Raw genomic sequence first — 13,209 nt, 5'->3', positions numbered from 1 at the left:
AATCACCTAATATTCCTTGCGTCTTCGACCCAGCTCAGCATTTTGTCGAATTCACGATAACCTATGCTATTTTTGGCATTCGGTATTAAACACTGGGGCCCAAAAGACACGGCAATTTGGTTTGCTGCGAGGAAAACCCGTTTACGTTTAGCCGCAGATCGGAACGGGTCGAATCTGCACAAAGCCTTGTAATCGTCTTGGAGAGCTAAATAGAAGACGTCCCCTTGATTGAGAGAAGCGCCGTTTAGTACTCGCCCATCGCGAAACCAACCGCTTTCAATCAAAAACTGGAATAATCCTTCGTTTGCCCGGCGATTTGCCGGTAGCAATATAGGTACGCCTTGTTTCAAACAAGGTCCTAATGAGACATCAGTTTTAGAGACTAGAAGACCCTTACGCAGTGCTCCCATCGAGCAAAGAAGATTTATGCGCAAATTGGAAATTATTGCGGCATTAGGAAATTTTTCTTGGGTCTTCTCAAGGAATACGAGGCAATTTAGTTGCAGAGGTGGATAATAGCCAGAGATTATGTTGATGCTTTCAACGAGTGCCACCATGAAGTTTTCAAATACTACAAAATCGTTGTATATCTCGTCCAGGAAATCGAACATTCGGCTCGATGATAATATTTTTTGCTGCACTTCAAATAATTCTAGCTGGCTTTGCACTTGCAATGTTTTTCCCGAACTCAGATTATTATCGTGGAGCCGATAGTGCATTGTAGTTTTTTTGACGCGGACGAAATCGCCCTCCAATAAGAGGTTTAGCCAAAGCTGATAATCCTGAAGACGTTCATTGTGTAGTCCCCAAAACTCTTTTCGGTATAGGTCGCGGCGGAACATGGAGGCCGGCGCACAAATGAAATTCCCCGAAAGCATCTTGGCAAAAAGCTGGGGTCTAGTGAGGGTGCCCAAAGAGTCATGGTCAAATATATGTGAAGTTATAACATTCCCGTTGCCATCGATGTATCCAACGTCACTAAAGGCTGCGGCACTCCCTTGGCATTCGAGAATAGCAACCAATTCCAAGAGATGGTTTGGCATCCATACATCGTCATGTCCGATTTGTGCGATATATTCGCCAGTTGCAAGGGTGCACGCTTCCCGCAGCGCGTTACAAACTCCCATGTTTGTGAAATTATCGACGAAGGTTATCTCGATCTCGGTTGCATGCTGTTCAATCCATTCCAAACAAATGCGTCTGCTCTCATCGGAAGATCCATCGTTAACAATGACGACTTGCAGCGTGCGATATGTTTGGGAGGAAATGCTTGAGAGCGTTTGCTGGAGGTAACGTTCACCGTTAAAGACGGGTAGTACGACTGATACGGTTTTGAGCTGACCCATTAGATGCTCCCTGCCATGGAGATTTCGTAGAACGGAGAAGGCGATATGGCAGAATTGCATCTTCGCTTTGATTTCAAGGCTAGATAACGTCCATCACTTAGACGGTCCGCTTCTTTTAAATACGGCACATCATGAACGTGTCCGCTGTCGCGATCCAACAATCCAGCAAATGGTACGTAGATAAGACGCTCGGCGGCAATCACTGACACGTATCGCAATGGCATTTTTTTTAACAGTGCCGACAACTCCGGAGGTGTAGCTCCCATCCGGTCTAGTTGTCGTATTTCCCCTCCGGAGACGTCTACGTATTCAACGTCAAAATATTCCCCGGCATAGTCCACGCCATCCGAAAAGTTCATCCCAAACTTTCCTTGAATAACATAGGGCACATCTGTTCTGTTTAGAATTTGATATGGGTCCGCTTCAAATTTGGAGATAAAAGCATCCGCAAGATTGCGCCTCTCGTAAAGATGTTCCGTTTTTTGATGAACGGAGCTAGCCGTACTTCCCTCGTGAACTCTCCAGCCATAAGTAGTGAAAGGAAGGTGAAGCGCTCTTGGAGCCCGCTCTTGGAACGAAGAGAGATACTCATACCAAAACGCAATATCAAATGTCGTTGAAGATAATGAAAGGGCCTCTGGAAGCGAGACGATCTCTCGCCCTATGTCGGACCGAAACAATGTGATGTGATGTGGATAATAATAATAGAAAGCACTCAGTGGATCAAAATTCGGCTTGATGTAAACCTCGCCGACAACGTGATTAAATCTAATTTCGTTAGTGTAAACGATATCGAAATCCTCGTCTCCAATTACGTCAAGAGCTCTAACAAGATAACCAAAATCAACCTCATCGTCATGATCTACAATGCCAACAAACCTACCCTCAGCTTGTGAAAAACCGCTAATGTACGATTGTCGGATGCCTCTGTTTTGACTATGGCGAATGAACTTAAAATGCGGCAGCGTTTGACTAGCGCGTGCAGCAAATTCACTAACCACTGGAGAGTTTGGCGAGTCATCCACAAGCACCCACTCGACAAGATCTTTTATCTGAACAATGGATAAAAACAGGCGCTCCAAAAAATACTTGGGTGTTTGATAGCATGGCGTAACCAATGTAATCAATGCTTTACATCTCATCTCAGCTCAATTCGGTGGTTTCGACCCGGCCTCTGTATTAAAGATCGTTGACGATTGCAATGCCGCCCGGGCAGCTGAATTGGCTTTAGCCATCCGATTGCCTGATTGCTTTCAACCTATCGAAAATGGACGAAAACGAAATAGCATCGCAATCGGGGGATCAAGGACTTCTGTCCGTCAATGTTGTGGTGGGAGTCGAAGAGCTACACCAAGCTGCGGGACGCGAGCGCAATGTTTGCGACACGGATCATTTTTAGGACGGAGCTTTCGGCATTTTTGCAGCCATTTCTGGACAAGCTCGGACACAAGAAACGACGTCAGATGTGCCCCCTCTATGTGTCTGGGCTCATCGGCCCTGGTGAGCGCAAGAGTATCGAGCCCATGGCGGAGCGGCTTGCTCCCGGCCAATATGACCGCCTTCACCATTTCATTTCCGATGGCCTTTGGGATGCAGCGCCGCTTGAGACTGAACTGGCGTTGCAGGCGGATCAGATCGTTGGCGCTCCCGATGCGTTTCTGGTGATCGATGACACCGGACTGCCGAAGAAGGGCAACCACTCGGTCGGGGTCGCGCCGCAATACGCTTCGATGCTGGGCAAGAGAGCCAATTGCCAGACGCTGGTTTCGGTGACGCTTGCGCGAGACGAGGTTCCTGTTCCGGTTGGCTTGCGTCTGTTCCTGCCCGAGAGCTGGGTTGGCGATGAGGAGCGGATGGCAAAGGCCGGAGTTCCTGACGCCATGCGAACCTCTCGCACGAAGCCGGAAATTGCCCTTCACGAGATCGACCGGTTGACCGCGGTCGGTGTCCGATTCGGCACAGTGCTCGCTGACGCAGGATACGGCCTATCCGCGGCATTCCGCCAGGGACTGAGTGGACGCGGCCTCACCTGGGCGGTCGGCATCCCAAAGCACCAGAAGGTCTATCCCCACGATGTCGAATTGGTTTTTCCTATCTCGGGTCATGGACGTCCGCGCAAGCAACCGATCCCTAACATCCTGTCCGTTGCCGCCGAAATGATGTTAGCGGCTGAACGTTGGAAAAAGGTCAGTTGGCGCCGTGGCACGAAAGGTCGCCTAACAGCACGCTTTGCAGCATTGCGCATCCGGATCGCGGATGGCACGCCGCAACGCATTCTCGACAAGGGACAACAGCACATGCCGGGCGAGGAGGCCTGGTTGGTTGGCGAGTGGCGATCAAACGACGAGCGCAAATACTACCTGTCCAACTTGCCGGCCGACGCGACATTGAAAATGTTGGCCGCCGCCATCAAGGCCAGATGGGTTTGCGAGCAGGCGCATCAGCAGATGAAAGAGGAACTTGGCCTCGACCACTTCGAAGGCCGATCATGGCAAGGACTCCATCGGCACGCACTAATGACAATGATCGCCTATGCCTTCCTCCAGCACCAGAGATTGCAGACTGCAAAGCGGGGAAAAAAAGAAGCGACGAGTTCGTCGTGGGCCACCTGAGCCGACCTTGCCAGCAGTGCGAAGAGCCGTCATCAACGCACTTACTCTACCGACAGCGCAGATCCGATGTCCGCATTGTCGACGTCACTTCCACCACAAAATTTCTATTCTGCCAAAGTAGTGCTAGGCCGTAGACTCATATGTAGACGGCTCCCACTCGCAAGCATTTTTAGATATTTTGATCGGGTCGCTTGCTTCCATATGTGCAGCCTTTCGATGTGGCCTTGACGACCACCGGCCAAGATGATTTCCGCAACGTAGGTTCCAATCAAGGCTTCAATGAATCAAAATCAAACCGATTTGCAAACCCGATTTATTAGTGCGCGGCCTAGTAAATGAACGTCCAAACTTTGGTTTGGAACAGATCTGGTTTCGTTCTCTTGTCGGGTCCAAAAATGGTCTCTGTGGAAACATTTCCGAAACAGTTCCCGAACGAATTAGGGATGGCTTAAACATGCCGTTGCAGGAGTACCTCTTTGGGGGATGTAATGGCCCCATAAATATCCGGACACGATCTCCCACTTAGCAAGTGTGCGAGGAGCCGAATCAGTTATTCACCTGGCGTAAGCTTGCCACCCAAGGGGCTCTGACGGCAACTGCTGCCCAGGAAGATGTCGTTCCGGCGTCCGAATATCGTGCCCTTCAGAGCCAGGTCAAAGAGTTACAGCGCCTGCTCGGGAAGAAGACGATGGAAGGCGAGATTCTCAAGGAGGCGCTTGAGATCGCCACCGGCCCAAAAAACATCTGTCGCGCTCGCTGTCATTGCCAAAGGGAAGTTCCCGATGATGGCCGTGTGCGAGACTTTTGGTGTTGCCCGGTCATACATGGCTCAGCCTGTGAAACAGCGTCCCTCCAAAGCCCGTGGTCGTCCGCCGCTCACCAATCTGGCCGATAAAATCAAAGCGATCATCTCCGAGATGCCGACCTTTGGATATCGCTGGCTTCTTGCGATCTTACGCCTTAAACCCCGCAGAGAGAACCTCTTATGGCCGAACGCCAAACGCGTTTATCGGTTAATGAAGGTGCACTTAACCGCCGCCACGATGGTCGCGTTGCTGTCGCTCAGTCGAATGCGATGGTGCTCGGACGGTTTCGAAATCGGCTGCCATAACAAGGAGAAGGTCCGCGTTGCTTTGCGCTCGACTGCTGTGACCGCGAGGCTATTGCTTATGTCGCCACAACTGAACATTTGGGTACCAATATCGTGCGGCTTCACCACCAAGGACAGTCAGCAGCACCCTTAGCGGCTTCTATTACGCCTAGACCAAGCATCGTTCAATAGCCGGCCGGACGAACTGCTCGGGCTTCAGCTTTTGGTGAAACTTGACAGATCGCATGTCTGGCACATTTCACCCGCAGGTGATTACCCGTTCCGTCGACGACCCATCCCAGTGTGGCACCGAAAACGAAGCGCTCGCTTGCCTGCCTGGGGGGACACGCAACGTTGTCCATATGCGCCGGGGCTGCCGCGCTGTCTCTGCCTCCGACTAAGTTTACCCGTGACAAGCCACCTGACGGAACAAAATGCTGTTGAGGCGATTGTGTTTGCTCCATCCCATATACCGGAGACCTTCGATGGCCAAGAAGTCCACACCGACGTCGCCTGCCAATATCGCGACCATTCACGACCAGAAACTGCATCGAGGTGAAGGGGGCGAACTTCATCAGTTCGCCGAGGACGGCGCCCCGGTCTTGACCACTGCCCAAGGTGGACCTGTTGCAGACGATCAGAACACCTTGCGTGTCGGCGCACGCGGTCCGGCGCTGATCGACGACTTCCACTTCCGCGAAAAAATCTTCCATTTCGACCATGAGCGCATTCCCGAGCGTGTGGTCCACGCGCGGGGATATGCGGCGCATGGTTTCTTCGAAACCTACGAGTCCTTGGCGTCGTACACGCGCGCCGATCTGTTTCAGCGTCCCGGCGAGCGCACTCCTGTCTTCGTGCGGTTTTCAACGGTCGCTGGCAGCAAGGGATCGGCAGACCTTGCTCGCGATGTTCGGGGCTTTGCCGTGAAAATGTATACCAAGGAAGGAAACTGGGATCTCGTTGGCAACAATATCCCTGTCTTCTTCATTCAGGATGCCATCAAGTTCCCTGATCTTATTCACGCAGCCAAGCCAGAGCCAGACCGCGCGTTTCCCCAGGCCCAGACTGCGCACGATACCTTCTGGGACTTTATCAGCCTGACCCCCGAGAGCATGAACATGGTCATGTGGATCATGTCGGATCGAACCATTCCGCGGTCGTTCCGGTTCATGGAAGGTTTTGGCGTTCATACATTCCGCTTCGTCAACGCCAAGGACGAATCGACCTTCGTGAAATTTCACTGGAAGCCGAAGCTTGGCCTGCAGTCCGTTGCGTGGAACGAGGCTGTCAAGATTAACGGTGCGGATCCCGATTTTCACCGCCGCGACCTCTGGCAGTCGATCCAGTCCGGCAATTTTCCCGAATGGGAGCTACAGGTTCAGCTCTTTGACCAGGAGTTCGCCGACAGCTTCGATTTCGATGTGCTCGATCCGACCAAGATCATTCCGGAGGAGATTTTGCCGCCGCAGCCGATCGGCCGTCTGGTCCTCGACCGGATGCCCGATAACTTTTTTGCCGAAACCGAGCAGGTCGCCTTCATGACCCAGAACGTGCCGCCTGGGATCGATTTCAGCAATGATCCGCTGTTGCAGGGTCGCAACTTTTCCTATCTCGATACGCAGTTGAAGCGTCTCGGCGGGCCGAATTTCACCCACCTGCCGATCAATGCGCCGAAGTGTCCGTTTGCGAACTTCCAGCAGGATGGCCATATGGCCATGCGCAACCCCGTTGGCCGCGTCAACTACCAGCCGAATTCATTCGAGGAAGGCCCCAGAGAATCGCCCTTGCAGGGATATCGACATTTCCCGGCGGAGGAACAGGGTCCGAAAGTTCGCTTACGCCCGGAGAGCTTCGCCGACCACTACAGCCAGGCCCGGCAGTTCTTCATCAGCCAGACACCGCCAGAGCAACGGCATATTGCTGCCGCTCTGATTTTCGAACTGTCGAAGGTGGAAACGCCGGTCATCCGAGAACGGATGGTTTCCCATCTCATTAACATCGACGAGACGCTCGCCAGCAAAGTGGCTCATGCGCTCGGGTTCAAGTCGATGCCTAAGCCTGCAGATGCCGCTATGCCGACGCGCCAGGATCTGGAACCTTCACCGGCGCTCAGCATCGTCGAGCGTGGTCCTAAACGGTTCGAGGGACGAAAGCTCGGCATTCTCGTGACCGATGGTGCTGACGTGCAGATCTTCAAAGCTCTGCTCGACAACCTGACCAAGCAGAAGGCGGTCTTCGAAATCATTGCCCCAAAGGTTGGTGGCGTGACGATGTCGGATGGAAGCTGGGTGGAGGCTCACCAGATGATCGACGGTGGTCCGTCTGTCCTCTACGACGCGGTCAGTCTCGTTGTTTCCGCCGACGGCGTTGCCGATCTTCTCAAAGAAGCCACGGCACGGGACTTCGTCGCTGACGCGTTCACCCACTGCAAATTCATCGGTTACGTTGCCGATGCTGTGCCGCTTCTGGCGAAGGCCGGGGTTACAGAAAATCTCGACGAGGGCACGATAGAGCTCAAGGACAAAGCGACCGTTGCCGCGTTTTTTGACGAAGTTGGGAAGCTTCGCGTTTGGGCACGCGAACCATCGGTCAAGTTGAATTGATGATGGAAACGGGAGGGGCGTTGAGCCCCGCCCCAGCGCGGTAGGGGGCGCTTTCCGGCGCCGTTCGGGTTCTACGATGTCTGCACCAAGAACTCTCTTGTGCGGATATCCGGTCTCTGCAGTCCTTGTAGACAACCGCTGACATGGGGTCAGCGGCACCTCCAGCAAAAGAATGGATACACCAATGGCTCATACGAAAAAGCTCGAAGACCTCTTCCATGACACTTTGAAAGACGTCTATTTTGCCGAACAGAAAATCGTCGAAACCCTCCCAGAGATGGAAGAAGCAGCAACCAGCGTCCAGCTGAAGGACGCGTTCGCCAAGCACCTGGCAGAAACCAAGGTGCATGTCGAGCGGCTCGAGCAGGTGTTTGAAATCATCGGCAAGGAACCGGAAGCCAAGACCTGCGATGCGATCCTCGGCATCACCGACGAAGGTGCTGAGATTATGGAGGAATACGAAGGCTCGCCCGCCTTGGATGCCGGACTGTTGGCAGCCGCCCAAGCCGTGGAACATTACGAAATGTCGCGATATGGCACCTTGCGCACATGGGCACTCGAGCTTGGGCTGAATGATGCTGCCGGATTGCTGCAGACGACGCTCGACGAAGAGCAGGCAACAGATCTGGCGCTGACCTCGATTGCTACGTCGGTTGTCAATCAAAAAGCTGAAGGCTGACCGTACCCGACACCCGGATCCGTGGCAAAGCGCTGCGGATTCGGTACAGCGCCCTCTCCGGCCTGAAGATAGATCATGCCTTCAAGGCCGGCAACGATCACGCATTAGGCCTATCTCTGCAAAGGAGCGTCTTTATGTCGAACGCGACAAACGACCAAAACAATCTTGGCCCCACAAACGCAACCAGCCCGACAGAATTCGGGCAGTCTGTCGAAAGCCAGGCTCAGAGAAATGACGCCACGACAACGAGCGGAACGCAGCCCGAACGTCTAAATGTCTATCGGCTGGAACCCATCGCCGAAGCCCACGATCCCCGATGGGACAATTCGCCCTATCAAGGCGTTGTTGTCGTCGCTGCGCGCACCTCCGGAGACGCTCGGATCGTAGCTGCGGAGCGTGAGCTCGATTTTATGGAAATCGATGCTGCCCCGGCGGAAGATGTGACAACGAGCAATGCAAGCGCTTTCCGCTCGGAAAAGCTCTATACCGTGATTGAAATCGAACATGCCCGCATGGATCTGATCCGTGGAGTTATCGACGGCAACATTGCGGTATCGACGATAAAACCCGTCCAGGTATAACTTGGTGACAGGCGTATGATCATAATGCACTTCGGTGAGGCTTAAACTGCTACGAAACCGCCCGCCGTGTTGCACCAAACACCGACCAGTCGGTTTTCGATGTCAGGATTTCGAGACCGAGCGTTCCCAACCAGCTGTTGCCCATTGGATCGAGCGCGGAAGACCACACGGCGATCGACGCCTGATGGGGAGCGACCGCAAGAATGCCTCCACCGACGCCAGATTTTGCCGGCAGACCGACACGGTAGGCGAAATCGCCCGATCCGTCATACTGTCCGCATAACATCATGATCGACAAAATCCGTCGTGCCCTGCGAGCGGCCCTGAGTTTGACGCCATCGTCATCATTCGGACCGTCAAGAATTAGAAAACGTCCTGCTTTCGCAAGACCGCGGCAATCCAGTGTGATGGCGCATTGATGAATATAAGCGTCCATGACCTTTTCAACCGGGTTCTTCAGATTGCCATGATGCCTCGACATGAACATCAGCGATCTGTTGAGGTCTCCCCCGGTCCGATCGCTGTCCATCACGTCCTGGTTCAGCTCCATCTTTTCCTCATCAAGCATGCGTTCAACCAGCCTGACGACGTGTCTACTAGAACCGTGGCGGCCGCCAAGACCGACAAGGATGTCGCAGATGACGAGTGCGCCCGCGTTGATGAAGGGATTGCGTGGAATTCCTTTTGCGCGCTCCAGATCGATGATCGAATTGAACGGGTCGCCCGAGGGGTCGCGCCCGACACGCTCCCAAACTTTCTCGCCAATAGCCTCAAGTGCGACCTCGAGTGCGAATACTTTAGAGATCGACTGAATTGGAAACCCGACGCGTGAATTTCCAGCCGCTGCCTCTTGGCCGTTACGCAAGTAAACGGCGATACCGAATTGTTCAAAATCCTTTTTGAGCGGCGCCTGCTTTCCCGCCACCTCAGCTTTTACGATTGCCTCATCGAACACCGCGGGTGCTTCCTTGCGGACCCGTGAGACGACATCCGCAAGGATACCTTTGAGTTCTTTGATCTCCATACCGATTGCACAATCCTTAACTGTCGCTCGTTCGGGGTTTGTCTTGGTCAGCCGCCGGCCAGTCATTCGACGGTTCGCCCACAACATCGGCGCTTGCATCCTCTGCCGGGTCGGGATCGCGCTCGTAAGCGTCCCGAAGCACCGACGCTTGCTCTATTATAGCGTCAAGCACATCGCCTGCCTTCGCTCCCTTCACGACAAATGTATCGACGAAGTCTTCCAATCTCTCCCTGACGTCTTCGCTAAAGTTCCCGACCATATCTATCTCCACTGTTTCAAACGGACTTCAGTCGTCACTGAGCTCTAACCAGACAGGTGCGTGGTCGCTCGTATGCTCCCACCCCCAAACATGTTTATCGACGCCGGCATTAAACGTCGGGCCGGGAGCGGGATTGGATTTCGGTACATAAAAGCAACTACTCGCCATTCCGTTGATAGCAGTCTCGATGTATCGGGGATGTGTATCGTCGGAATCACCGGAAACACGCCTGCGAGTGAGAACTGGCTCCCTGCCCTTGCCATAGAATGGCGACGCCGTTCCAGAATTTTCGTCCCTGGCAGATCGCGCCGCACCCGGCCCTTTCGAGTTCTTTCGCAGAAAACTTTTGTCGTTTGCCTTCAGTTTCGGCAGGCAAACGACATCCGGTGACGCCTCTTCAACCCCGCGCAGGAACACCTTGAGGCGGCCGTTGACGCCATTCACATTGTAGGTGGCGATCTTCAAGATGTGCCCGGTGCTTGTGAGAATTGATGCTGCACGAAAAACCCGCATCGGGCGACAATGTTCCGAACGAGTTTTTGGGTTGGTAACTAATTCTCAAAGTACGCGAGAGTTTTCCTGGGGGCTTCAGTCTGCCGCCTCTCCGACGGTATCGGCGACATACGCTCCTCTGGCCCCCATTGGCAGCGGCGATCCCGTGGTAGTATCGCGGACAGTCTGGTGTTCCAGTTCCGCATTCAATACGGCTCCAACGATTACAATGATCACTGATATCCACGTCCAGATCATAAAGCCGATCAATGCCCCAAGTGCACCGTAGGTTGCTTCATAGTTGGCGAAAGTGGTCAGGTAGTAAGAAAACAGGATGGAGGCCAAAAGCCAGAGCAGCGTGCTGAACACGGCTCCCCAGGTCAACCAGCGCGCCTTCGCATGCGCCCGGCTCGGGCCAAAATGATAAATCAGCGCGACAATGCTGCCTATGACGATCAGGACAACCGGCCACCGCAAAAAACGAATTAGCGTTTCCTGCCAACCATCAAGCCAGATGTAGGAAAGAACGGCAGGAACCCCGCCGAGCGCCGCGATGAAAACCGCAGCCAGGATTAGCGCTATCCCCGTGAAGGCAAGAGACACCAGGTTGAGTCGAATTATGCCCCGCTTTTCCGCTTCGCCATACGCGACATTCATCGCGTCAAACATGGCTTTGACGGCGCTATTTGCGCTCCACAACGCGATAGCAAGGCCGACAAGGAAACTCGTGCTCAAGGACGAAGCTTTTGCCTGCACGAGAATGTTGACCTGTGTCAGGATGATGTCGAAAGCACCTGGTGGCAATACGTCCGAGATGAAGACGATGTGCTTGGCCATTGTGGCGGGATCGGCGATGAAACCATAAAATGACACTAAAGCGCCAAGAGCTGGAAACAACGATAGCAAAACATAGAATGTCACGCCGGCGGCAATCAGGGTTACCCGGTCTTCAAACACGTCCTCAAGCACCCGCCAGAAGACATCTCGAAGGCCCCTCGTCGGGATCTCATTCGGGGTCTCTGCATTGCGTCCGCGGCCCGGTTCCTCTTTTTCCAGTTCAGCTGAGGATCCCATTATCCGTTTTACTCCATGATCTGCCACATCTCTTCGGCAAGATAGCGCGACCCGGAATAATGGCTATCGGGAGGAAGCGTGAATCTCCGCGAAACCGAGATTATGCGCACATTCGGATAGTGCCAGGAAACCCCTGACTTACGTGAGTTGAATTAAATCCCCCTCGCCGGACATTGGCACCGGCCGACAAATCCGGCCTGATAACGCCCCAACATCTGTCTTCGACAGGGTGGCTGCATCGTTTGACGGATCAGCACGCGGGCGTCAGGCGTTTTAACTCCCGAGAGCCGCTGCCTTCGCGAAACCAAAGTCTCTTTTCGAATAATCCGTGGTGAGATCAGCTGGAAATGGTCCTGTGGTCAGCAGCGTAAAATCAAACGAACCGGGATTATCAGCGTGAAGCACATATTGCCGGTGAACCCTGAGAAAATCCCGTTTGATTCTCAGGTAGCGTTCCGGTTTCAAAAGATGCTTCACCTTTATAAACATCAGCTCGGCTTGCGGTGCATCAGGGTGTCCACACAGGGAAACCACGGCACACTTGTAGAAATGAATCACGTCCGTTAGGCATTGCACCTCCACAAATGACACCTCAGGAGCGCGGGCGATTTCGCCAACGCGTTGACGAAGTCTGTCTGCTGACTTCAACAACGCGCATTGCAGGATCGCCCCACCGAGCGTCGCGAACACCACGCGTTTTCCCGCGATAGCGTCAGGTTTGCGTTCCAAGACCATGCCAAGCACGTGCGCTGCGAGCGTCGATCCCATGCTGTGCGAACTGATCAGGTACTCGTCTGCTGGTTCATCCAATGCTTCGATCACTAAGTCGGACTGTCGCTCTAACCATCGGTCTAGGTCTGAATCACCCGCACCTGCGGCCGATACGGCGAGTTCCCAATCGGCCAACAGATGAAGCGTGAGAAGCCGTTCTGAGAAGGGATGGAAGAGATATCGATAGAATGAATATGCGAGTGGTAGACTCCAGAGATAATGCCAGGATTGGAAATCCAGCCATTGAGGCACGGCTGCGACTGCAAGACATGTAGCAAGACCAATACTCATGAGAACGAAGGGAAACAGAAAAAACAGACCGAACCGCCAGGCGTGCCGGAAATAGGCTGTCAGTGCCCCTTGACCGATGGCAAACCCAAAACTTGCAAACCCCGCTAGGATTCTCCGGGTCATCGGTTTGTCGCTAAATTTTTCGACAAGGGTATTATGATCACAAATGTAGATAGTGCTTGCTGTTCGCCAGCCCGGCGCTTCGCAAACGATCGCAAAATGCGACGCGCCGGGTTCTTCACTTAACGGCTCGATCGCAGTCGAAAATCCCCATATCTCCGACGAGCGGTGAGCCGACCTTTTGAAACGCCGGTAGTGAGCTGACGCGTCCATGCGTTCAAACCCTGGAAAATGGATAACCACACGTCGTTTTACGGGTTCAATCAT

At 53.5% G+C, this 13,209-nt stretch carries 10 protein-coding genes and 2 pseudogenes; 5 read left to right on the top strand and 7 right to left on the bottom strand.

Annotation, left to right across the window (positions count from 1 at the left end; all coding sequences use genetic code 11):
* Positions 1-2: 2 nt before the first annotated feature.
* Positions 3-1,346 (bottom strand): glycosyltransferase family 2 protein, encoded by a 1,344-nt coding sequence (locus ACP7BS_RS28165; protein ID WP_426240734.1) that lies wholly within the window; start codon positions 1,344-1,346, stop codon positions 3-5.
* Positions 1,346-2,473, bottom strand: coding sequence for a glycosyltransferase (locus ACP7BS_RS28160; RefSeq protein WP_426240733.1), 1,128 nt, complete (start codon positions 2,471-2,473; stop codon positions 1,346-1,348). Before ACP7BS_RS28160 ends, ACP7BS_RS28165 begins: the two co-directional genes overlap by 1 nt.
* Before the next feature lie 246 nt (positions 2,474-2,719).
* On the opposite strand from ACP7BS_RS28160, the pseudogene ACP7BS_RS28155 reads away from it, so the two are divergent.
* The 5 genes and pseudogenes from ACP7BS_RS28155 to ACP7BS_RS28135 all read left to right on the top strand — a co-directional run.
* Positions 2,720-3,946 (top strand): annotated as a pseudogene (locus ACP7BS_RS28155) (IS701 family transposase); the annotation flags it as partial.
* Between the two features lie 550 nt (positions 3,947-4,496).
* Positions 4,497-5,168, top strand: a pseudogene (locus tag ACP7BS_RS28150) (IS3 family transposase); the annotation flags it as partial.
* Positions 5,169-5,533: 365 nt separating this feature from the next.
* Positions 5,534-7,651 carry a catalase C gene (catE, locus tag ACP7BS_RS28145; protein WP_426240732.1) on the top strand — a complete coding sequence of 706 codons (2,118 nt, stop codon included), beginning with the start codon at positions 5,534-5,536 and terminating at the stop codon, positions 7,649-7,651.
* A gap of 184 nt (positions 7,652-7,835) precedes the next feature.
* Entirely contained in the window at positions 7,836-8,330 is a 495-nt protein-coding gene (locus ACP7BS_RS28140; protein WP_426232326.1) for a ferritin-like domain-containing protein, read from the top strand.
* Positions 8,331-8,464: 134 nt separating this feature from the next.
* Complete coding sequence (locus ACP7BS_RS28135; RefSeq protein ID WP_426232327.1) at positions 8,465-8,911, top strand: hypothetical protein; 447 nt, start codon at positions 8,465-8,467, stop codon at positions 8,909-8,911.
* A 49-nt stretch (positions 8,912-8,960) separates the two neighbouring features.
* Here the strand turns inward: ACP7BS_RS28135 and glsA are convergent, their stop codons facing one another.
* The 5 genes from glsA to ACP7BS_RS28110 form a co-directional block, all read right to left on the bottom strand.
* A complete protein-coding gene (gene glsA, locus ACP7BS_RS28130) occupies positions 8,961-9,935 on the bottom strand; it encodes a glutaminase A (protein ID WP_426240731.1) in 975 nt (324 codons plus the stop codon).
* A 16-nt stretch (positions 9,936-9,951) separates the two neighbouring features.
* Positions 9,952-10,194 (bottom strand): hypothetical protein, encoded by a 243-nt coding sequence (locus tag ACP7BS_RS28125; RefSeq protein ID WP_426240730.1) that lies wholly within the window; start codon positions 10,192-10,194, stop codon positions 9,952-9,954.
* 27 nt (positions 10,195-10,221) lie between these two features.
* Entirely contained in the window at positions 10,222-10,659 is a 438-nt protein-coding gene (locus ACP7BS_RS28120) for a hypothetical protein (protein WP_426240729.1), read from the bottom strand.
* A 123-nt stretch (positions 10,660-10,782) separates the two neighbouring features.
* Positions 10,783-11,760 carry a YihY/virulence factor BrkB family protein gene (locus tag ACP7BS_RS28115; RefSeq protein WP_426232331.1) on the bottom strand — a complete coding sequence of 326 codons (978 nt, stop codon included), beginning with the start codon at positions 11,758-11,760 and terminating at the stop codon, positions 10,783-10,785.
* A gap of 273 nt (positions 11,761-12,033) precedes the next feature.
* On the bottom strand, positions 12,034-13,209 hold the full coding sequence (locus tag ACP7BS_RS28110) for a hypothetical protein (RefSeq protein WP_426240728.1): 1,176 nt from the start codon (positions 13,207-13,209) through the stop codon (positions 12,034-12,036).

This window comes from Pararhizobium sp. DWP1-1-3, from assembly GCF_049896125.1.
Lineage (GTDB): Bacteria > Pseudomonadota > Alphaproteobacteria > Rhizobiales > Rhizobiaceae > Pararhizobium.
This window is presented reverse-complemented; position numbering and strand designations above follow the sequence as displayed.

What these genes read in the sequence shown, in the direction of transcription:
- ACP7BS_RS28165 (WP_426240734.1), bottom strand. Translation starts at nt 1,346, where the DNA reads ATGGGTCAGCTCAAAACCGTATCAGTCGTACTACCCGTCTTTAACGGT.
- catE (WP_426240732.1), top strand. Translation starts at nt 5,534, where the DNA reads ATGGCCAAGAAGTCCACACCGACGTCGCCTGCCAATATCGCGACCATT.
- ACP7BS_RS28140 (WP_426232326.1), top strand. Translation starts at nt 7,836, where the DNA reads ATGGCTCATACGAAAAAGCTCGAAGACCTCTTCCATGACACTTTGAAA.
- ACP7BS_RS28135 (WP_426232327.1), top strand. Translation starts at nt 8,465, where the DNA reads ATGTCGAACGCGACAAACGACCAAAACAATCTTGGCCCCACAAACGCA.
- glsA (WP_426240731.1), bottom strand. Translation starts at nt 9,935, where the DNA reads ATGGAGATCAAAGAACTCAAAGGTATCCTTGCGGATGTCGTCTCACGG.
- ACP7BS_RS28125 (WP_426240730.1), bottom strand. Translation starts at nt 10,194, where the DNA reads ATGGTCGGGAACTTTAGCGAAGACGTCAGGGAGAGATTGGAAGACTTC.
- ACP7BS_RS28115 (WP_426232331.1), bottom strand. Translation starts at nt 11,760, where the DNA reads ATGGGATCCTCAGCTGAACTGGAAAAAGAGGAACCGGGCCGCGGACGC.
- ACP7BS_RS28110 (WP_426240728.1), bottom strand. Translation starts at nt 13,209, where the DNA reads ATGATTGAACCCGTAAAACGACGTGTGGTTATCCATTTTCCAGGGTTT.